This window comes from Brevibacillus choshinensis, from assembly GCF_016811915.1.
Classification (GTDB): domain Bacteria; phylum Bacillota; class Bacilli; order Brevibacillales; family Brevibacillaceae; genus Brevibacillus; species Brevibacillus choshinensis_A.
Genome location: NZ_CP069127.1, coordinates 3047939 through 3066042, shown reverse-complemented (window position 1 = coordinate 3066042; position 18104 = coordinate 3047939). Strand labels below are relative to the sequence as shown.

21 protein-coding genes are annotated in these 18104 nt (G+C 47.5%); 14 read left to right on the top strand and 7 right to left on the bottom strand.

From position 1 onward, the window contains the following. Window positions 1-79 precede the first annotated feature (79 nt). The 4 genes from JNE38_RS15460 (at window position 80) to JNE38_RS15445 (ending at window position 3928) form a co-directional block, all read left to right on the top strand. On the top strand, window positions 80-1741 hold the full coding sequence (locus JNE38_RS15460; protein ID WP_203357351.1) for an AAA family ATPase: 1662 nt from the start codon (window positions 80-82) through the stop codon (window positions 1739-1741). 171 nt (window positions 1742-1912) lie between these two features. Next, window positions 1913-3370: an MDR family MFS transporter gene (locus JNE38_RS15455; RefSeq protein ID WP_238933683.1), complete on the top strand. Its 1458-nt coding sequence runs from the start codon at window positions 1913-1915 to the stop codon at window positions 3368-3370. A gap of 87 nt (window positions 3371-3457) precedes the next feature. After that, window positions 3458-3622 (top strand): hypothetical protein, encoded by a 165-nt coding sequence (locus tag JNE38_RS15450; protein WP_203357350.1) that lies wholly within the window; start codon window positions 3458-3460, stop codon window positions 3620-3622. 93 nt (window positions 3623-3715) lie between these two features. Then, window positions 3716-3928, top strand: a complete 213-nt coding sequence (locus JNE38_RS15445) for a hypothetical protein (protein ID WP_238933682.1) — start codon at window positions 3716-3718, stop codon at window positions 3926-3928. Window positions 3929-4009: 81 nt separating this feature from the next. Here the strand turns inward: JNE38_RS15445 and JNE38_RS15440 are convergent, their stop codons facing one another. Next, window positions 4010-4360 (bottom strand): DUF2512 family protein, encoded by a 351-nt coding sequence (locus JNE38_RS15440; protein WP_203357349.1) that lies wholly within the window; start codon window positions 4358-4360, stop codon window positions 4010-4012. A 143-nt stretch (window positions 4361-4503) separates the two neighbouring features. On the opposite strand from JNE38_RS15440, the gene JNE38_RS15435 reads away from it, so the two are divergent. After that, window positions 4504-4647 (top strand): hypothetical protein, encoded by a 144-nt coding sequence (locus JNE38_RS15435; RefSeq protein ID WP_203357348.1) that lies wholly within the window; start codon window positions 4504-4506, stop codon window positions 4645-4647. Between the two features lie 96 nt (window positions 4648-4743). Here JNE38_RS15435 and JNE38_RS15430 read toward each other — a convergent pair whose 3' ends face one another. Both JNE38_RS15430 and JNE38_RS15425 read right to left on the bottom strand, forming a co-directional pair. After that, window positions 4744-6411, bottom strand: a complete 1668-nt coding sequence (locus JNE38_RS15430) for a ribonuclease J (RefSeq protein ID WP_428993707.1) — start codon at window positions 6409-6411, stop codon at window positions 4744-4746. 70 nt (window positions 6412-6481) lie between these two features. Further along, window positions 6482-6817 (bottom strand): hypothetical protein, encoded by a 336-nt coding sequence (locus JNE38_RS15425; protein WP_203357347.1) that lies wholly within the window; start codon window positions 6815-6817, stop codon window positions 6482-6484. Window positions 6818-6982: 165 nt separating this feature from the next. On the opposite strand from JNE38_RS15425, the gene JNE38_RS15420 reads away from it, so the two are divergent. The 3 genes from JNE38_RS15420 to JNE38_RS15410 all read left to right on the top strand — a co-directional run bounded on the left by JNE38_RS15420 (window position 6983) and on the right by JNE38_RS15410 (window position 9711). Next, on the top strand, window positions 6983-8038 hold the full coding sequence (locus JNE38_RS15420) for a glycosyl hydrolase family 18 protein (protein WP_203357346.1): 1056 nt from the start codon (window positions 6983-6985) through the stop codon (window positions 8036-8038). 364 nt (window positions 8039-8402) lie between these two features. After that, on the top strand, window positions 8403-9050 hold the full coding sequence (locus tag JNE38_RS15415; protein ID WP_203357345.1) for a nitroreductase family protein: 648 nt from the start codon (window positions 8403-8405) through the stop codon (window positions 9048-9050). 202 nt (window positions 9051-9252) lie between these two features. Further along, the gene (locus JNE38_RS15410; RefSeq protein ID WP_203357344.1) at window positions 9253-9711 is read left to right on the top strand and encodes a GreA/GreB family elongation factor; all 459 of its coding nucleotides are present in this window, start codon (window positions 9253-9255) and stop codon (window positions 9709-9711) included. A 118-nt stretch (window positions 9712-9829) separates the two neighbouring features. Here JNE38_RS15410 and JNE38_RS15405 read toward each other — a convergent pair whose 3' ends face one another. Continuing rightward, on the bottom strand, window positions 9830-10003 hold the full coding sequence (locus JNE38_RS15405; RefSeq protein WP_203357343.1) for a hypothetical protein: 174 nt from the start codon (window positions 10001-10003) through the stop codon (window positions 9830-9832). A 242-nt stretch (window positions 10004-10245) separates the two neighbouring features. Here JNE38_RS15405 and JNE38_RS15400 point away from each other — a divergent pair, with 242 nt between their 5' ends. Continuing rightward, window positions 10246-10470, top strand: coding sequence for a glycine zipper domain-containing protein (locus tag JNE38_RS15400; RefSeq protein WP_203357342.1), 225 nt, complete (start codon window positions 10246-10248; stop codon window positions 10468-10470). Window positions 10471-10735: 265 nt separating this feature from the next. Here JNE38_RS15400 and JNE38_RS15395 read toward each other — a convergent pair whose 3' ends face one another. Continuing rightward, window positions 10736-11647 (bottom strand): LysR family transcriptional regulator, encoded by a 912-nt coding sequence (locus tag JNE38_RS15395; RefSeq protein WP_203357341.1) that lies wholly within the window; start codon window positions 11645-11647, stop codon window positions 10736-10738. A 195-nt stretch (window positions 11648-11842) separates the two neighbouring features. Between JNE38_RS15395 and JNE38_RS15390 the strand changes: the two genes are divergently transcribed. The 5 genes from JNE38_RS15390 to JNE38_RS15370 all read left to right on the top strand — a co-directional run bounded on the left by JNE38_RS15390 (window position 11843) and on the right by JNE38_RS15370 (window position 16304). Next, window positions 11843-12307 carry a DinB family protein gene (locus JNE38_RS15390; protein ID WP_203357340.1) on the top strand — a complete coding sequence of 155 codons (465 nt, stop codon included), beginning with the start codon at window positions 11843-11845 and terminating at the stop codon, window positions 12305-12307. Between the two features lie 81 nt (window positions 12308-12388). After that, window positions 12389-12787 (top strand): nuclear transport factor 2 family protein, encoded by a 399-nt coding sequence (locus JNE38_RS15385; RefSeq protein ID WP_203357339.1) that lies wholly within the window; start codon window positions 12389-12391, stop codon window positions 12785-12787. A gap of 193 nt (window positions 12788-12980) precedes the next feature. After that, window positions 12981-14225 (top strand): MFS transporter, encoded by a 1245-nt coding sequence (locus JNE38_RS15380; RefSeq protein ID WP_203357338.1) that lies wholly within the window; start codon window positions 12981-12983, stop codon window positions 14223-14225. Between the two features lie 303 nt (window positions 14226-14528). Then, window positions 14529-15725 (top strand): branched-chain amino acid ABC transporter substrate-binding protein, encoded by a 1197-nt coding sequence (locus JNE38_RS15375; RefSeq protein ID WP_203357337.1) that lies wholly within the window; start codon window positions 14529-14531, stop codon window positions 15723-15725. Window positions 15726-15899: 174 nt separating this feature from the next. Beyond that, window positions 15900-16304: a nuclear transport factor 2 family protein gene (locus JNE38_RS15370; RefSeq protein ID WP_203357336.1), complete on the top strand. Its 405-nt coding sequence runs from the start codon at window positions 15900-15902 to the stop codon at window positions 16302-16304. Window positions 16305-16724: 420 nt separating this feature from the next. Here the strand turns inward: JNE38_RS15370 and JNE38_RS15365 are convergent, their stop codons facing one another. After that, complete coding sequence (locus tag JNE38_RS15365; protein WP_203357335.1) at window positions 16725-17153, bottom strand: VOC family protein; 429 nt, start codon at window positions 17151-17153, stop codon at window positions 16725-16727. A 277-nt stretch (window positions 17154-17430) separates the two neighbouring features. Beyond that, window positions 17431-18072, bottom strand: a complete 642-nt coding sequence (locus tag JNE38_RS15360; RefSeq protein ID WP_238933681.1) for a TetR/AcrR family transcriptional regulator — start codon at window positions 18070-18072, stop codon at window positions 17431-17433. Window positions 18073-18104 lie beyond the last annotated feature (32 nt).

The following is an 18104-nucleotide window of genomic DNA, read 5'->3' as shown; positions in this document are numbered from 1 at the left end:
CCTCCACGAGGGGACGAGGCACCACAAAGTTTGTCTCCTCATACAATAATCAAAATATTTCGTAAAAGGGAGTGGTGCCATGAGGAGATATCAGTGGATCAAGTGGCGTAAAATCCTCCTCTGGCTCGGAATCATAGCGACGGTATTGATTGTCCTGACCGTGGGAGGACCGACTTACTGGGCAGTTGCCTGGGGAATTGTTTCACTGTTGTTTCAACTTCTATTTGCCATCCTGTTCATCATTATTCAGTTTGTTGCTTTGTTTTGGTTTTTAGCCCGCGGGCGAACGTATTGGATCTTGCCCGGTGAGACTGGCTCGACGTGGGAGGACTACCGCGGAAACCCCGAGATCGTGGAGAATGCCAAGCGGATCGTCACCCTGCTCAAAGGGGTAAAAGAGTTCAAGGAAATGGGAGGAGAAGCGATTCGTGGACTGCTCCTATGCGGGCCGCCAGGGACTGGAAAATCTTACCTAGCTCAGGTCATTGCCAACGAAGCACAGGTCCCTTTTGCGTATGCATCAGCACCCAGCTTTCAAAACATGTTCTTTGGGGTAGGGAATCTCAAGGTCATGGGGTTGTACCGAAAAGCGAGAAAGCGGGCAAGCGAATATGGGGCGTGCATTATTTTCATCGATGAGATCGATGCCATCGGGATGAAACGCCAAGGCGGGGGGATGATGGGGGGAGGCATGCTCGGCATGGGCGGTGCGGGTCTGTTGAATGAACTGCTGCTTCAAATGGATCCACCCAACATCGATAATACGAAAATTGCCAAGCTGATGAGGACTCTCGGCCTGAGGCGCAAGAAGGCAGAAAGGCCGGCAGTCATGACCATAGCGGCAACAAACCTCCCGGATATTCTCGACTCCGCTTTGCTTCGTCCGGGACGATTCGATCGTCAGCTGTGGGTTGATTCTCCCGACTATGATGGGCGGATCGATGTCTTTCAGTACTATCTGAAAAAAGTAAAACATGATGAATCGCTGACGCCAGAAAAAGCGGCCCTCGATACCATCGGGTACAGTCCCGCGCAGATCAAGCATATTGTGAACGAGTCCGTCGTCATTGCCCATCAACGGGGGGCTCAGGTCGCCAATTATGATGATTTCCGCGCCGCGATGGAAACGTACGAGTGGGGGATCAAGCAGCCTCTCCGTTCAATGAGCGACGATGAAAAGCGTAATGTTGCGTACCATGAAGCGGGCCATGCAGTGGCTCAGTTTTTTCTCAAACCGCATGAGCGCGTTTGGAAGGTGACGATCATCCGCAGGGGTGGGGCACTGGGGCTGGCAGCTACCAAACCGACACACGAGAGATACAACCGCAGTGACAGTGAGATTCTCGCCGCGATTCAAGTGTGTCTGGCAGCGCGCGCCGTTGAAGAAGAGTTTCTCGGGAAAAAGCTAAACGGTGTCACCTCCGATCTCCATCAAGCTACAGAGCTCGCAGGTGCTTATCTGGGGATTGTTGGAATGGGAGATGAACTGTTCAGCTGGCTGGCCACTGGATCCCGAATCGATGGACTTAAAACGCTTCGACCCAAAATCAATGAGCTGCTACGTGAGCAGATGGAGCTGGTAAAGAAGCTGGTCTTGGAATATGCCGACTTTGTCCACGCGATTGCGGAAGAGCTGCTAAAACGCGGAGATCTGACGGGTGAAGAAATCGAGGAGATTCATGCGCAGCTGTATGGACAGCGTCTTCCAGAGCCGGATGTGAAACCTGATGTGGAAGAATAGGGCTGCCCAGTCAAAAGAATAGGGAATCATTACAGGGTGATCATCTCCGTGTCGTTAGCGGGGATTGATCTCCCTTTTTGCTGTTACCTTTTAGTGGTCTTGGCCGGAATTTCCAATTGATGCTCCCTTATGGTTTGGGGAGGCTAAAATGACAAAGGAGATGATGTTAAAGTGAATCCAGACGCAAACGCCACTTTCCAGTCTCCCAAAGATGTTGGGGAAGTAAAGAGACTGCCTATTTTGATCTCGCTCATGATCGGGGCATTTTTCTCCATCCTAAATGAAACACTGCTCAACATTGCGTTTCCGCAGCTGATGATCGAGTTGAATGTATCGGCATCGACGTTGCAATGGCTAGCGACTGGCTACATGCTCGTTGTCGGTGTGCTGGTTCCGGCATCGGGATTATTGGTCCAATTGTTTACGACCAGACAAATGTTTTTGGGAGCCATGATCCTGTTCACCGCGGGCACTTTGGTTTGTGGAATTGCCCCGCACTTTTCCATTTTATTGGTCGGACGACTGCTCCAAGCAGCGGGAACCGGCCTGATGCTGCCTGTTTTGATGAATACGATTCTCGTTTTGTACCCGCCTGAAAAGCGAGGCGCCGCCATGGGGAGCATCGGGCTAGTCATCATGTTTGCCCCTGCAATTGGACCCACACTCTCCGGTCTCATTCTGGAGTCCTTGCAATGGCGCTGGCTTTTTTACCTGGTTCTGCCCTTCGCTGTCTTTTCCATTGTGTTTGCAGCAATCTACCTGAAGAATGTATCGGAGACCAAAAAAATAAAGGTGGATGTGGTCTCCCTCATCTTATCCACCATCGGGTTCGGTGCTTTTGTTTACGGTTTCAGCAGCTCGGGTGAGGGTCATGGAGGATGGTCGAATCCACTTGTTTACGGAACTGTGGCGGTAGGTCTCATTTCGCTCGTGTTGTTCGTAGTGCGGCAGCTACGGGTAGAGGAGCCTTTGATGGATCTTCGTGCATTCCGTTTTCCCATGTTCACGCTGACAGCCATTTTGCTCATCATCATGATGATGACCCTGTTCTCTGCGATGTCGCTGCTTCCTTTCCTGTTCCAGGGAGCGCTTGGCATGACAGTATTCGCTTCTGGCCTGTTAATGCTGCCGGGAAGCCTATTGAACGGGCTTATTTCGCCCCTTACAGGAAAACTGTTTGACAAATACGGCCCCCGAGCCTTGGTTATTCCGGGAGCAGCGTTTCTCTGCGTGATCATGTGGCTTCTTACACGAATTTCGATTGAAACGTCCAAGATGTCTTTCCTCGCGCTGCATATTTGTCTCATGGTGGCGATCTCCATGATCATGATGCCTACCCAGACCAATGGACTGAATCAGTTGCCGCCAAGGTTTTATCCGCATGGAACGGCCATCTTGAACACCTTGCAGCAGGTTGCCGGAGCCATAGGTGTCGCCTTCTTCATCGGTGTGATGACTTCTGGCCAGCGAGCTTTCCTGGCGACGTCACCCAATCCTACAGCGCCTGATCAACTGGCTGAGGCGATGGTAGCCGGTGTTCATAACGCCTTTTTGATCGGGCTTGGTTTCTCTGTCCTTGCATTGGTGCTAGCGTTCTTCATCCAAAAGACGAAGCCTGCCCAGGAATAGTTCTTTTTGTCCGTTTGGAGTAGGATTTGCCATCCGAGACAAACTACTTGTAAGTTGTCTATCCCCTACGTGAGGAGAGTTTGAGCCATGCCGAAAGACAGCGGTCAGCAAACGCAAAATAAAGAAATGGAAATTTTGGGAACTCATGCTGCAGGCGCAACTGATTTATTCGAACAGAGAAAAGCTGCGGAAGGTGAGAGTGTCAAACCACCGAAGCATCCCGGGGGAGCGGGTTCGTCCGGCACGTATTAGCCCCCAAGCGGGACCAGGTCGAAAATGCCTGGTCCTTTTTATGTGCGTTTTTCGTACGGGTATGAAAATGCTCGAATCAGAGGATGCTGTTTTATGAAACGTTTTGCTGCCCATGATTTCCTCGAAACACAAGAAGCTTTACGCTCCAAACACGCGGAAATTGAAATGCACGGCTTATTTGCGGAAATGGCACAAGATCCTCAATTGAAACATTTGCTTTTGTCTCATCAACAGGTCATCATGAATGCTTATCAGCAGGGGATCATGAAGCAGCCTCTGCAGTCACAGCAGCCTGCCTTGATCTGAAAAATGGAGCAGAAAAGCACGAAAAGCCAACTGATTCAGGTTGGCTTTTTGTGAACGCGTGACGAGATTTAGTGGTAGTGCCTATGCCGTCTCCCGTTCCGTATCACGATCAAATCTCTTCAGGAAGTAGTGATAAAGCATCTCGGCTACTCCCAGCAAGACGACTGTAAACAGGAGTTCACCCCAGCTAAGCGACCAATTCATCATGGCAGACACTGCCCAGAGGTATATGGCGGCCAGCACGGCATCTGAGATGGTTGCGACGAGATTGTTGGATGCTCGAAGAATCAGCTGGTCCCCAATGAAATAGGCAATTAGGGAGAAAATGATGGAAGCGACGACAGCGGACATGGTAGTTGCTTCGGTATACCACTTGAGAAGGGGGATGAGAATGATGCCATTCATGACAACCTTCACAATAAAACGAGTCAAGGAAACTTCTCCTTTCCAAGGTAGGGTTCGTCTCTAGTATGAAGAAAAGACTCTTTTTTCATTCGATCCTTGAAAACGAACCTTGCATACAACGAATCTGCAGGAATCATACTATAAAATAATGAACTCAAAGGGGCGAGTGTATGGAAATCCAAAACCAGAACCAGCAGGACAACGAAGAGGCAGTGGATAACCAAAAGACCGCTAACCAATCCAATCCTACGGCAAAGATCGAAAGCTGGGGTTGGACCAATAATGTGGATCAAGAAGAACAGACAGAGCAGTAGGAAAATCGTTTAGCCTTCCTCGATTCCATTCAGGAAGGCTTTTTTATGCAAAAAGAAACCGTCCCTCGGAATTCGGGACGGCTTTCTTTGGGTGGCCTACACGTCCATGATGATGGGAAGGATCATCGGACGACGCTTGGTCTTGGAATAAAGGAACTGTCCGATCGATTCCTTTAGCCCTTGCTTGAGACGACTCCATTGGTTCACGTTTTCTTCCTGGAGCTGGATCAGGGCAGCGAGTCCAATGCGGCCGGCTTCTTCCATGAGTGCTTCCGCTTCTGGGGCGAATACGAAACCGCGAGAAATGAGCTCAGGCCCTGAAAGGATTTTGCCATCTGCTTTATTTCGCGTGACGACAACGACCAGTATGCCATCCTCGGAAAGGTGTTTGCGATCACGCAAAATGACCGTACCGACATCCCCGATGCCAAATCCGTCTACGAGAGTGTTGCCAGCGGGTATTTTACGCACCTGCTTCGGTTCTCCCTCTGAAAAATCGACGACATCGCCGATATTGACGATGAAAATGTCTTCTCTGTCCATTCCCATGGATTCCGCAAGAAGGCGATGCTGATGGAGCATGCGATACTCGCCGTGGATCGGAATAAAGTAGGTGGGTTTCATCAGAGTCAGCATCAGCTTCAATTCTTCCTGGCTGCCGTGGCCGGATACATGCATGCCGGTTGCGGATCCAGAGCCATAGATCACATTTGCCCCTAGAATAAACAGATTGTCGACAATGCGCGAGACGTTTTTCTCGTTCCCTGGGATCGGGGATGCCGACAAAATCACGGTGTCCCCGGACTCCACTTTCACATGCCGGTAATTTCCAGTAGATAAGCGAGCCAACGCTGCATTTGGCTCCCCTTGGCTGCCCGTACACAAGATAGCGATCTGATTCCGATTCAGTTGATTGGCTTCCTCCGGTTCGATCAGCATACCTTCCGGGACATGCAGATATCCTTGTTCCGAGGCGATCCTGACGACATTGACCATACTCCTGCCGAGAAGCATAATCTTGCGGTTCGTCAACAATGCTGCGTCGATCACTTGCTGCAGGCGATAGACATTGGACGCAAACGTAGAGACAAAGATTTTGTGCTTCGCCTTGCTGAATGCTTCCTGTAGATGATCACCTACATGCTTCTCAGATGGAGTGAATCCAGGGCGCTCCGCATTCGTGCTTTCAGACAATAACACCAGTACCCCTTTATTCCCGACTTCAGCCATCCGGTGTATATCGGGGGTTTGATGATTGACGGGGGTCAGATCAAATTTGAAATCTCCGGTATGTACAACAGTGCCTTTGGGCGTTTCAAATACGACGCCCAGACAATCGGGAATGCTGTGGTTGGTCTGAAAAAAGCTGATCGTAAATGAGCCCAGCGTTATGACTGATTTGGAGTTTATAGGCGTGCGTTTTGTCGTTTGCAGGAGACCGTGTTCTTTCAGCTTTTCTTCAATTAATCCCAGTGTCAATCTTGAGCCGAAAATCGGCATGTTGAACTGTCTCAGCAAATAAGGGATGCCGCCAATATGATCTTCGTGGCCATGGGTTACGATCAAGCCGCGTACTTTATCAGGGTTTTCCAACAAGTAAGTAATGTCAGGGATAATCAGGTCAATTCCAAGCAAGCTTTCATCCGGGAATTTTGACCCGCAATCAATTAATACGATGTCATCCCCGTATTGCACTCCGTACATGTTCTTGCCGATCTCATATACGCCACCCAATGCGAAAATGGAAAGTGTACTCACTAACAATTCCCCCCGAGAACAGGAATCCTTTGTTTATGTACCATTACGAATGAACTTGCGTGCAAGAGTAGGAACGTTATTCTGGAGAATAGTTATCCGATTCTTGCAGCAAAGCCTCCAGTTGATTCACAGCTGACACCAGTTCAGGCCGGGTGGATCGATTTGCATCGGCCACTTTTTTCAGATCAAAGTACGCTTCTGACAAGCGGAGCAGCGGAGCCTGTGGATTGGGTGCTTGATTGAGCTCTTGCTGCGTAACGGCTCCATTCGATTGCAGATAAAAGTCTTCCGAAGATACACTCTGTAAGTCAGAGCGTACTTCATCGAACACGGTTTGAACATGCTGCGGCAAGAGGCCACGATGCTTCCTTAGATTATCGATGATACCCATTACATAATCTTTTTTCGTCAAGGTAGTTCCCATCCTTTCTACTGGACTGGCCCACGAGCCTCGTTCTGCTTATAGCATGAACAGGAAAAGACCATCCCCTTACTGGTAAATAAAGGGCGAGCTAGAAACACATTTCGCTTTGGACAAACTAACCGGAAGGAAAACAGGGAAGAGGGGAACATGCGTATGAGAAAAACGCTTATTTGTCTTTCTGTGCTATTGCTGATCGGATTGGCAGGGTGTGGTCAGCCCCGTCATGATGCATCACCGCCTATAGATAGATCCACTGTGCAGAAAAATAGTCACGATGAACTCAGCAAAATCGTTTTGGGGTGGAATGCCTTTGGCACCACAGACATCTACATTCATCAAAATAGCTTATCGCCAGAAATCAACGTCGTATCTCCTCGCTGGTACAGCCTGGATGCTGAGCGCTTAGTCTCAGGGGAAGCAGATCCGCGATACATCGAGTGGGCACACCAGTCAGGGAAAAAGGTCTGGGCATTCTTTGGGAACCAATTCAATGCGGAACTGACGGATTCCATGATCGGAAGTCAGGACAAGCGGAAGAAAATCGTAGAGCTTCTCGAAAAGAAAGTAGTACCCAGCAAAATCGATGGCATCAATGTGGATTTCGAAAATATCAGTCCTACAAACAAAGCGGATTTCGTCGATTTCATCAAACAACTGAAGAAGACATTTTCGCCCCATGGCATCGTCGTGTCTGTCGATGTCACACGGGAAAACCCGGATCCGTACTGGTCGGGAAGCTACGATCGAAAAGAGCTCGGAAAAACAGCCGATTACATGATCATGATGGGATATGATGAAGATCTGGGTGGAGGCGAAAAGGTGGGATCCGTAGCCTCTCTCCAGTGGGTGGAGGAGGGAGTGCAGCTCTTGTTGAGGGATGTTCCAGCGGAAAAGGTCTTGCTTGCAATTCCTTTCTACACCAGAGAATGGGTCACGAACCTATCGACCCATCAATCGGTTCGCTTTGACCGCAGTATGGTAGAAACGCAGCAGCTGTTACAGGAGAAGAAGCTAACCAAGAAATGGGACGACAAAACGAAGCAAAACTACGTAGAGTTCATCGAGAATGGAGAGAAGCATCAGATCTGGATTGAGGACGAAATGTCAATGAAACACAGATTGGAACTGGTTAACAAATACAAACTGAAAGGTTCCGCTGTCTGGTATGTAGGGCAGGAAACGCCCGATATCTGGCCGATCTTTCAATGATGGATGGGGCATCAGGCACTTTCGTTCGGAAGCGACCTCGATGCTTTTTTGCTGGTAGGAATGGAGAGAGAACTGTAAAAAAGAGAAAGCCGTAACAGGTTTGTAACACGTTTTGTTGGATAATGCAGGAAAATGCAGAAAGTTGTCGAAAACAATAAGTTCACTAATGTGGAACACCCCTTTTGGTCAGGGTCCTTAATCCAGCCGTCCTCTCCCTGCACTCGAAGTGGAAGCTGCGGTTTTCGCTCCTCATCGGATTGAACAACCCTTGACGTAAGAACCGTTTTCGCATAGAGTAGTTTCGACATTCAAAAGTTTTACGTTATAATGGTAATCGTGTAAATAAACAAAAGGAGCACTCTACATGGATTTTCACGCACTAAAAGATATTATTCACGGAAGACGCAGCGTACGTAAATTTACCGAACAGGACGTGTCGATCGAGGACATCAACGACATCCTGGACTGTGCCCGTTACGCTCCTAGTGACACGAATTCTCAAACATGGGAATTCATCGTCATCACCAACAAAGAAATGATCAAACAAATCGAGCAGCTCACATGGGATGCTCTGAACGAAAAAGCAGCAGCAGCAACGGAAAAGGGATTTGAAAAGGAAGCCAAGCTGTTGGTTCGCTCATTTGGACCCTATGCAACGGCATTTTCGAATGCACCTGCGCTGATCATCTGCTTGGCGACCCCATACCAGTCGAAGTTCCGCGAAAAGATCTTCGAACCGATCCAATTGGTTCCGGAAACGGTCTGGGAAGAGGAGGGCATCAAGAGCAGCTGCCTGGCTACCCAAAACCTGATGCTGGCTGCTTACGCAAAGGGTTTGGGTACGTGCCCGATGACGGGACCGGTGTTGCTTGCTGCTGATAAAATCAGAAGCTACCTGAACATCTCTGATGAAAAACAAATGAACATGGTAATCGCACTCGGACATCCTCAAGACGTTCCGAAAAAGCTCCCTCGCAAAGAGGTAAGCGAAATTACCACGTACATTCAATAAAAACGGGAACCTCATCTGATCAGGATGAGGTTTTTTTGTTCCGTCAGGGTTGCCTACAGAATGGAAACCACCGGAAATTCCTGATAAAATGGAGAGAAGTCCCGATTCGACGCGGGGCTATTTTTTTAAGGAGGTATTGCCATGAAAGACATCAAGTTCATCAAACGAAGCGGCGAAAAGTTAATTGGGGGTGACATTTATTATGAACCATAGAATATTGAGTGCGACTCGTGAGCAATTGATCCAGCAGCTCATCTTTTTCGATGAACAATATTCTCTTTTTTTTGATCATTACGTGCGCGATTACGGCAAGGAAAAGCAGATCGTGGATGCGCTCGTCAGGCGGTACAGGGAGACCTTAGAGGACATTCTCGCTCAGGATGACAGTGAGTTGTCCCAAAGCCTGCAAAATGTAACCTTACTGGGCAGCAGCGTGAGTGTACGGTTTGAAGAGGACGGCTACGAGGAGTTATTTACTGTGGTTTTTCCCACAGACATTGATCCTGATCACAATCGAATATCCTTCTTATCTCCCATTGGCAGGCAGTTGCTTTTGACGGCACCCCAGGAGTCACTGGTTTTGGAAAGCCCGGTTGGCAGGCAGCCTGTCCAAATCAAAGAGGTAAGCTTCTCATATAGAGGAGGTTTTCCAGGACAATAAGGAGACCTCAGCGTTTTCCTAGATAAAAAGGCAGAGGCAGCTGCGAAATCAAACATGATTTCGTAGACTGCCACTGCCTTTCATCATGTAACCTAGAACAGCTTGATTCACACATTACTTAAAACGGTATTTCTGATGAAACCTTTTGCTGTATTTTCTTTTGCTCTTTTTCAGTAGAGTTTTTGCTGCGGGGCCTTTTGGAAGGAGAGATGTCTTGATACTCCAGCATATTCAGGATCAAATGACCTCCAAAGTCCATAAAAGCGATTTTACTTGCTCGATCGATGTTCATGTTCGTTCCTCCTGTACCTTTCCAATCCCTCCTTTCATTATGGCCTTTTTTGAAAGGAATCAATCTGGGAGTAGCCTGGAACGGTCATTCAGTTTCGAGCGGTAGGCTCGCAAAAGAGTACGGCTTCTGTTTCCCGACATGGAAGGATTGGAGTAGAAATACCCCAAGACGGGCAAAATACTTCCGGGAATGTCATGGTAAGCAGAGAACTTCCCTATCATCAGGATGAGGGGGTGAATTGGATGGCTGAAGGCAAAGATCGTTTTCAAAATGAAAGCGAAGGTGCAGATAACAATAATGCAGCAGAAGCAGTAGGTACGACTGGTGGTGCTGTCGCAGGCGCTGCCGCAGGTTCCGTTTTTGGACCTCTTGGTACTGTTGCGGGTGCAGTTGTCGGTGGTATGCTAGGTAATAAAGCTGGTGACGTCGTTGATAATTCTGTCGAGAACGTGGACCGGGAAGAATAAAGGTCGTATTTTATTAAGATGTAGGTGCAAGCTTGGTTTTGGTGGATTTCTAATAACGAAGCATCAGAGGCTGCGGAAGAAGAACCTGCAGCCTCTTTCAGTTAATCTATCATGATTGTCATCGAAATATTGCGATTGAAATCAGGAATCAAGAATCAAGCATTCGCGTTTACGAGGAAGTCGTGTGGTCTCGTGATGAGCCGAACGGACGGTATTTTTGAAAATAGCCCGGTTGCCTAACGACGGACTTTTTAGGTTGTAACGGTCAGCCCAAAGATCGGTTGCTGTTTTCCATCACTCTTTGAATATAAGATTGCAGAACATCGATGAACAATTTGGCCGCTTTCCCCATAAACCGGTCTGTATGGTAGATAATACAGATGTCCTGACTTGGCGTAGGATTCAACAGGGTGACGGCTGTGATGTTGCCTCGATTGAGATTGTCCACTAACAAGCGGGGGAGAATGCAAGCTCCTACGCCTTGCTCAACCAAGGATAGCAATGTCGAGAGAGTGGACGTTACGATCGGACTATCGATCGAGATCCCCTTTTGTTGACAACAGGCATGAATGATCTTTGAAATTTGGTGTTCCGCCTCGAACATGACCAGCTTCATTTGCTGCAGTTGTTCGAAAGGAATCGCTTTCGCTTTGGCAGCAGGGTGATCCGAGCGTACTGCCAAGACGAACTCCTCATGGAATAGCGGAATCACGGAGATACGGTCATCGGGTTTGTCAGGGGTTGTGGTAACGCCGAGATCTCTGATGCCTTCAACTACTTGTTCATACACATCTGTAGATTCGGTGACTTTGATCGACAGCTTTGGGTACGACCGATGAAAATCGATAAGCAGAGCGTCAAACAAAAGATCCCCGTCTCCAGGAAGAATCCCAATATCCAGTTTGCCGCCATCCACTTTCTTCAGATCCGAGATGGCCCCTTGTATATAGTCAATGCGTTCGAAAATAATCTTGCTCTGTTCCAAAAGGATTTGCCCAGCGTCAGTTAAAGCAATTCGTCTCCCTATGCGGTCAAATAGCGGCAATCCCAGTTCATTTTCCAAAAACTTGATTTGCTGACTGAGGTTGGACTGAGTCGTGCAGAGATTTTCTGCTGCCTTGGAAAAGTGCATCTCCTTGCAGATCGCAGCAAAATACTGGAGCTGTCTAAGTTCCATTCCATCATGCTCCTTCACCCATTTTTTACACTGACTGCTTCCAGTATAGCGAAGAAATGGATGATTTTCACTTGTGATTATCGAACGATTAGTGAGACCGATCAATTGCATCGGAATCGTGTGATTGTTGCGTATCCAAGGTAGAGCTACACTTGCATGGAAGAGAGCAACACAAATAAGAGGAGGCGCTATCTTATGAGTCAATCCGTTATCCACACGAGCAAAGTACTTCGTCAAATTGTGATTGGTCAGGTTCAAGCTATTTCCGATGAGCAGTTCGACGTGCAACCGAATGGCTTCAATAACACAATCCGGTGGAATGTGGGTCACATGATCTATTGGATGGATCAGTTCTCAACACTTTGCTTCGATTCTCCATCCTTCATACCGGATCATTATCAATCGCTTTTCAATTCGGGAACGAAACCATCTTCTTGGACGATAGCTCCCCCAAGCAAGGAAGAATTGCTTCAATTCCTCTCGATGCAACTTTCCCGTTTCTCAGAGCTGACTCCTGAGATACTGGATGCACCATTGAAATCACCGTTTGTTATGGGACCTTTCCATTTCGATACCGCAGGTGAGCTGTTCAACTTTGCTCTGGTTCACGAAGGAATCCACCTAGGTACAGTTTCCAGCCAGCTTAAAGCAATGCAATAAAGCCACTTCTGTGCCCATGACAAATAGCCCGCCGGGATGTTCGCAAGTTTTCCACCTCGAAAAAAAGGAGACCGATGCTTGATGAAACCAGAGCAAGTGCTGCTACAATATTTTCAAAATTTGAAGGATATGGACAAAGCACTCAACTACGTGCATAGAGATGCAAAGTTTATCGCGGCATACGATAAGGAAACGGACAGACATCACTTTTACGGTACGTATGAGGGGATAGAAGGCGTAAGGGCGATGTTGTCTAAGTTCCAGAATGATCTCGATACCCAAGAATTCGAAATTCATAAGATACTGGGGGATGAAATCACGGCTTTTGCCTGGGGGAGATTTCAGCATCGGATACGGTCGACGGATAACATCTTTGAAAGTTATTGGGCAGTGGTGTGTGAAGTGGAAGACGGGAAGATTAAGTATTTTCGAGGCTTTGAAGATACAGGTGCATTGGAGGCATCTTTTAGAAAAAAATAAAGCCATGACAGCCTGGGATTTTTTTATCTGTATTGACAAAATATTTTGCGAATCATTCCATATCTATATATAATGGTCCAAACATCGTATATGTTGAGAATTCAGAAATACGGATCGGCAGGAGGTGTCAATGTGATCCTGATGAATGTTGTTTCCCCCGGGGTACCCAAATTCTAATTGTCTCGGGGAGATTATGAAACAAGCGTTAAACTCGAATATTGTATTGCTTTTCTCTAGTTATTATCTGAAAACCATCGCCTATGGCATCGCTTATTTCGCGAGCATCGCCTTGGTGATGGATATAAGCAACAATCCGGTGCATGTCGGGATGATAACGATGCTGGAGACATTGCCCTTTATGCTTTTTAGCGCTTTTGCCGGTGTGCTGGCGGATAGATGCAACCGGAAAGCGCTTATCATCGGCTCCTATCTGTTTCTCGCCGTCGCCATTTCCGCTGCTTCTTTGGCACAGACTTTGTGGGCGCTTTATCTTCTCGCCTTCGCGACAGGAACCGCCTATTCCTTTTCATTTCCGGCAAAAAGGGCGTTGCAGCCGTCTCTTGTGGAAGAAAAGCTCTATCTGGAGCTGAACAGCCTGGATGCCATGCTCAAAAGTATCTTTCAAATCATTCGTCCTGCTTTTGCCGGGCTAGTGGTCGCTTTTTTCGGTGTCCATCAGGCATTTTTGCTGGCGGGTGTTCTTTGTATAATAGCGGTGGTGCTCATGCTGCCGATCCATGCTCCAGGGCCTGAAAAAAAGCCGGAGCCGCTCGAAAAACAGTCCCGCAGAAAAGTCGGCCTTCACGATTTTTTCGAAGGAGTGCGTTTGATCAGGCAGGAAGCGTCCCTCACGTATTTGATCTTTGTTCAACTGCTGGTGACATTCGTCATGTCCATGCAGGCAGCGCTTACTTTCTTGCATGTGGAGGCGCATTTTCAAGGATATGGTGACACAGAGACGATCGTGGGCTTATTATTTTCAGTGACGGGAATTGGTGGTTTACTCGGAGCCGTGTTTATGCGAAAAATGCTTGGGCACATCCGGATGATCCCTTTATTCCTGCTAAGCTTGGCTCTCGATGGTTTTCTCGTCATCATTTTCGCCGTCAGTAAGGACCTTATTGCCGTTGTTGCTATTTGGATTTTCTTGGGTGTAATAGGAACAGTCAACGGCATTGTTACAGAAACGGTTGTGCAAAGCACGGTGGATCCGGCTATGCGTGGGCGCGTGTATGGTATTTTAAGTACATGCAGCGAACCTGTCAGCTTGCTCTCGACGGGAGTGGGTACAAGTTTGGCTGCCCTGGTCGGCTCGAAAATGGTCTTTCTTTTCGCAGGTGCGTCCGAAGTGGTGGTAGCGTTATTCGGCAGATTTCTGCCTTCGTATCATCGGTTAAACCAAAGGATGAACCAGTCTGATGAAACGCAATCAAAGTGAGCAAGACGAATGGGCTGCATTAGATTAGAAACGATCATGGAATGAAATAGAGGTATTCGGGAACGATGATCTTTCCTGGATACCTCTTTCCTTTCCCGTTCCATTCAATCTCTACCCAGCTGATGTGATCGTACTCTACTGTAATGTCTACAACGTACCTGGGGTCACACTACTCCTATTTGTTGTTCGGTGAATTTTTTCTATATTTAAAAGAGAAGGAATTATCTGTTGACGAAACTGTGATCTATTGATATGTTAATAGAAATTATATAATCCATAAAACATCTGGGGGTCTCATCGTCTATGAAGAAAAATGCTCGACTGTTACTCGCTTCCCTTTTGGTTGGATCACTTGTTGCAGGCTGTTCGAGCGGTAGCTCAGCGCCAGCAGGAAACGGTGCTCAAAATGGAAGCAGCGGTGGTAACGTGATCAAGATTGCCACGCAAAGCCCGTTGTCTGGTGCGCAATCGCTGGAAGGAGACGGCATCAAGCTGGGGGCACAGCTGGCTGTGCAAGATCGTGCAGAGGATTTTAAAAAACTGGGCTTTGATGTGCAGCTGTTTCCACAGGACGACCAAGCGGATCCTAAAATCGGCGTTTCCAATGCAGAGATGCTGATTTCGGACCAGGATGTTTTCGCAGTAATCGGTCATTACAACACCGGCGTCGCCATACCTTCCTCTGTGAAGTACGAAGAAGGAAAGCTGGCCATGGTTTCTCCCGCCAATACCGGCGTAGACCTCACGGAAGCAGGCAAAAAGAGCGTAAACCGTCTGGTGGCGCGAAATGACCAGATCGCTCCAGCCGCAGCCAAATACGCAAAAGACAAAATGGGTGCAACCAATGTCTTTCTGGTTCATGACAAGACCGCTTATGGACAAGGCTTGACCGATGAAGTGCGCAAGGCATTCAAAGAACTTGGCGTGACAGAGCTCGGTTATGAAGGCGTGACGGCAGGAGAGAAAGATTATACCTCGATCGTGAACCAGCTGATCGGGCTGAAACCGGAACTGGTATTCTTCGGCGGGATGTACGCTGAGATGGGGATCATCGCCAAGCAAGCGCGTGAAAAAGGGTTCACCGGTAAGTTCATGGGTGGAGAAGGTCTGGAGTCTACCGATATGTATAAAATCGCGGGCCCTGCTGCAGAAGGGATCGTCTACGCAACAGTCGTGAGTGACATTCGTTCTGAAGAAGAAGGAAAGAAATGGGTAGAAAAGTTTAAGACAGCATTCAATAAAGAGCCGGGTGCTTTCTCTCCTTTTGCTTATGATGCAACGCTGGTCGCTTTGAATGGCGTGGAAAAAGCGATTAAAGACAATGGCGGCAAAAAACCTACTCGTGAACAAGTCGAGAACGCGATCCGCGCCACAACGGATTTCAATGGGCTGTTCACAAAGGTTACCTTTGATGAGAAAGGTGACAACAAGCATTCTCAAGTTTACATTTACCAATATGGAAAAGAGAAAGCTGAATTCATCGGCAAAGCAGGGGAATAATTCTTTAAATAGCAAGCGAAAGCGCCTGTCATTGGATAGGCGTTTTTCTATTGGCTCTGTCATTTTTGATTGTTGATTTTCATAGTGAAACGAACGGGCAGGATGGTGGATAAATATGTTAAAATTCGATTGCGGAAAGCTTATTTCGCCTATTCGAAGGGAGATTAGTAGAAAATGCAAAGTGCCCAACTGGTGCTAACAAGTTATTTTCAAGCATTAGGAAGCAAACAGATTGATAAAGTGATCGAATTGGTTCATGATGAAGCGAAATTTATTATTCTTAAAAAAGAGCCCTCTACTAAAATTCCTTTATACGGCACATTCCATGGAAAAGAAGGTGTTAGAAATTATTTAACCTTATTAGAAGAATCGGAACAAATAGAGAGGTTTGTCCTCCACAAACTCATCGGTGATCAGGAAGCAGCGTGTGCATGGGGGAATTTCCGCATCAAAGTCAATGTAACCGGGAAAGTATTCGAGAGTGATTGGGCAATTATTTGCGAAGTAGAACAGGAGAAGATAAGGTTTTTTCAAATCTTCGAAGATACGGCTGCACTAGAAGAAGCTTTTGATTTATGAGAGCGTTGTTAAGGTAGCGCGCCTTCACAGCACTATGCTGAGCCAGTCATACGAAACATAGGTTATTGGCCGGCAATAAGTAATGCGTTAAGGCTAAAGGGGATCGATAGTTTAAAAAACGACGGCAGACGCGATGATGACCGGCAGCTTTGTTACGCTATCTGGCAGTTTAGCGTGGGGTTAGTAATACTAAAAACCACATTACAGAAGAACGGAAGGGGAAGTTTCCGATCCGTCGATAGATTTCCAGCTCTATTATGCGCTATTTGGCGAGAAAGGCTTACTGATCACTTTCTGAAATAGTTTATGGATGAAACAATGAAGTTGGCGCGCTTATCGGAAAGAATTTTTTGAGGAGTGCATTATTTGCTTGTGTGTAAACCAAAAGCACCTTCGCAAGGAAGGTGCTCTCGCAATAACTTATTGATCGAGTTCACAGCTCGCGTAATTAAATTGCCACTCGATGCCATACTTATCGACCACGCTGCCGTACAATTTGCTCCAGAAGGTCTCTTGCAGTTCCATTCGTACTGTACCGCCTGCTTTTAATTTTTCGAAGTAAGCTTTCATTTCATCTGTGTTGTCATGGACGATTGCGAGGCTGAAGTTGTTGCCTGCTTGAAAGGGGGTGCCTGGGAAAGAATCGGAGAACATGATGTTGGTTCCGCAGACGGTGATGTTCGTATGCATAACCAGTTGCTTTGCTTCCTCGGGGAGCGGATAATCCGGATTCGGAGGCGCATCGCCAAAGGACATGATTCCTGGTATTTCCGTCCCAAAGACGTCCGCGTAATATTCTACAACTTCCCGACAGTTTCCATCAAAGACCAGATAAGGATTAACAGGCATTTTCTTCTCTCCTTTTTGGTTGACGTTCTTTCCATTGCATTCTATATTATACCAGTTCTGCATGAAATAAACTTTTCGATTTGTTCAGAGGAGATTGGAAAAACTAGTCGGATTTTTGGGCGAAGTGAGTCAGTCAAGTTAGGTCTGCTAATATTTTCAAATATCTAGTGATAGAAAAGACTGGAACTCCTTGAAGCATAAGGTGTCCCGGTCTTCTATTTTATTTTCACTGAACAGGAGTGTTTGGAAGGCGTTAATTACCTGTCCTTACAATCGATCATTTCTCCTTCGCTATCACGAAAGTCCTGTAGAGTTGCTCCAGCATCGCTTCGGGCGAATAACCGCGGACGTCACGTTGGAAGATATAGGAGTCGCTACTCAGGGCGGTTAGCAGCATATCGGCTCGGAAGACACTGTCCGGGGGTGTTCGCTCGACTCCGCTTGCGGCCATCTCCTCGTACAGTCCAACAAGCAGCTTGTGCAATTCGTGGTAAATTGGGCCGTGCGTGCGGGGCTTCGGTCGATTCAACGATGCGGACTCCTCGACTCCCGTCAGAAGCTGCAACTTTTTTTCCCGAAAAGCTAGGAATAAACGCAGCACGCCTCGCAACCGCAGATCTGGGGAATCAGCCAGGTTCTGTTCTAAATAAGCCTCCATGTCCTCAAACAGGAGATCGACATGATCCTTGATCAGATCCAGACACAGCTCGCTCTTATTGCGATAGCGGCGATAGAGCGTACCCGAACCGAGTTGCGCTTCTGCGGCAATCTGATTCATGCTGACCTGCTCGACGCCATACTGCTCGAACAACCGGATAGCTGCGTTCAGGATTCGTTGTCGATTTTCTGCTGCATCTCGGCGCTCCGCTCGAAAGGGTGGGGACTCGTTCTCGCTCATGTTTTCCAGCTTCCTTTCCATCCATGGGTACTCCGTATTGACATGCGGAGAGT

Bases quoted from the DNA above. Each gene is read 5' to 3' on its own strand.
- JNE38_RS15410 (WP_203357344.1), top strand. From the start codon at position 9,253: ATGAACCATAGAATATTGAGTGCGACTCGTGAGCAATTGATCCAGCAG.
- JNE38_RS15395 (WP_203357341.1), bottom strand. From the start codon at position 11,647: ATGGAACTTAGACAGCTCCAGTATTTTGCTGCGATCTGCAAGGAGATG.
- JNE38_RS15400 (WP_203357342.1), top strand. From the start codon at position 10,246: ATGGCTGAAGGCAAAGATCGTTTTCAAAATGAAAGCGAAGGTGCAGAT.
- JNE38_RS15370 (WP_203357336.1), top strand. From the start codon at position 15,900: ATGCAAAGTGCCCAACTGGTGCTAACAAGTTATTTTCAAGCATTAGGA.
- JNE38_RS15415 (WP_203357345.1), top strand. From the start codon at position 8,403: ATGGATTTTCACGCACTAAAAGATATTATTCACGGAAGACGCAGCGTA.
- JNE38_RS15450 (WP_203357350.1), top strand. From the start codon at position 3,458: ATGCCGAAAGACAGCGGTCAGCAAACGCAAAATAAAGAAATGGAAATT.
- JNE38_RS15445 (WP_238933682.1), top strand. From the start codon at position 3,716: ATGAAACGTTTTGCTGCCCATGATTTCCTCGAAACACAAGAAGCTTTA.
- JNE38_RS15405 (WP_203357343.1), bottom strand. From the start codon at position 10,003: ATGAACATCGATCGAGCAAGTAAAATCGCTTTTATGGACTTTGGAGGT.
- JNE38_RS15385 (WP_203357339.1), top strand. From the start codon at position 12,389: ATGAAACCAGAGCAAGTGCTGCTACAATATTTTCAAAATTTGAAGGAT.
- JNE38_RS15380 (WP_203357338.1), top strand. From the start codon at position 12,981: ATGAAACAAGCGTTAAACTCGAATATTGTATTGCTTTTCTCTAGTTAT.
- JNE38_RS15435 (WP_203357348.1), top strand. From the start codon at position 4,504: ATGGAAATCCAAAACCAGAACCAGCAGGACAACGAAGAGGCAGTGGAT.
- JNE38_RS15375 (WP_203357337.1), top strand. From the start codon at position 14,529: ATGAAGAAAAATGCTCGACTGTTACTCGCTTCCCTTTTGGTTGGATCA.
- JNE38_RS15420 (WP_203357346.1), top strand. From the start codon at position 6,983: ATGAGAAAAACGCTTATTTGTCTTTCTGTGCTATTGCTGATCGGATTG.
- JNE38_RS15360 (WP_238933681.1), bottom strand. From the start codon at position 18,072: ATGGAAAGGAAGCTGGAAAACATGAGCGAGAACGAGTCCCCACCCTTT.
- JNE38_RS15365 (WP_203357335.1), bottom strand. From the start codon at position 17,153: ATGCCTGTTAATCCTTATCTGGTCTTTGATGGAAACTGTCGGGAAGTT.
- JNE38_RS15390 (WP_203357340.1), top strand. From the start codon at position 11,843: ATGAGTCAATCCGTTATCCACACGAGCAAAGTACTTCGTCAAATTGTG.
- JNE38_RS15460 (WP_203357351.1), top strand. From the start codon at position 80: ATGAGGAGATATCAGTGGATCAAGTGGCGTAAAATCCTCCTCTGGCTC.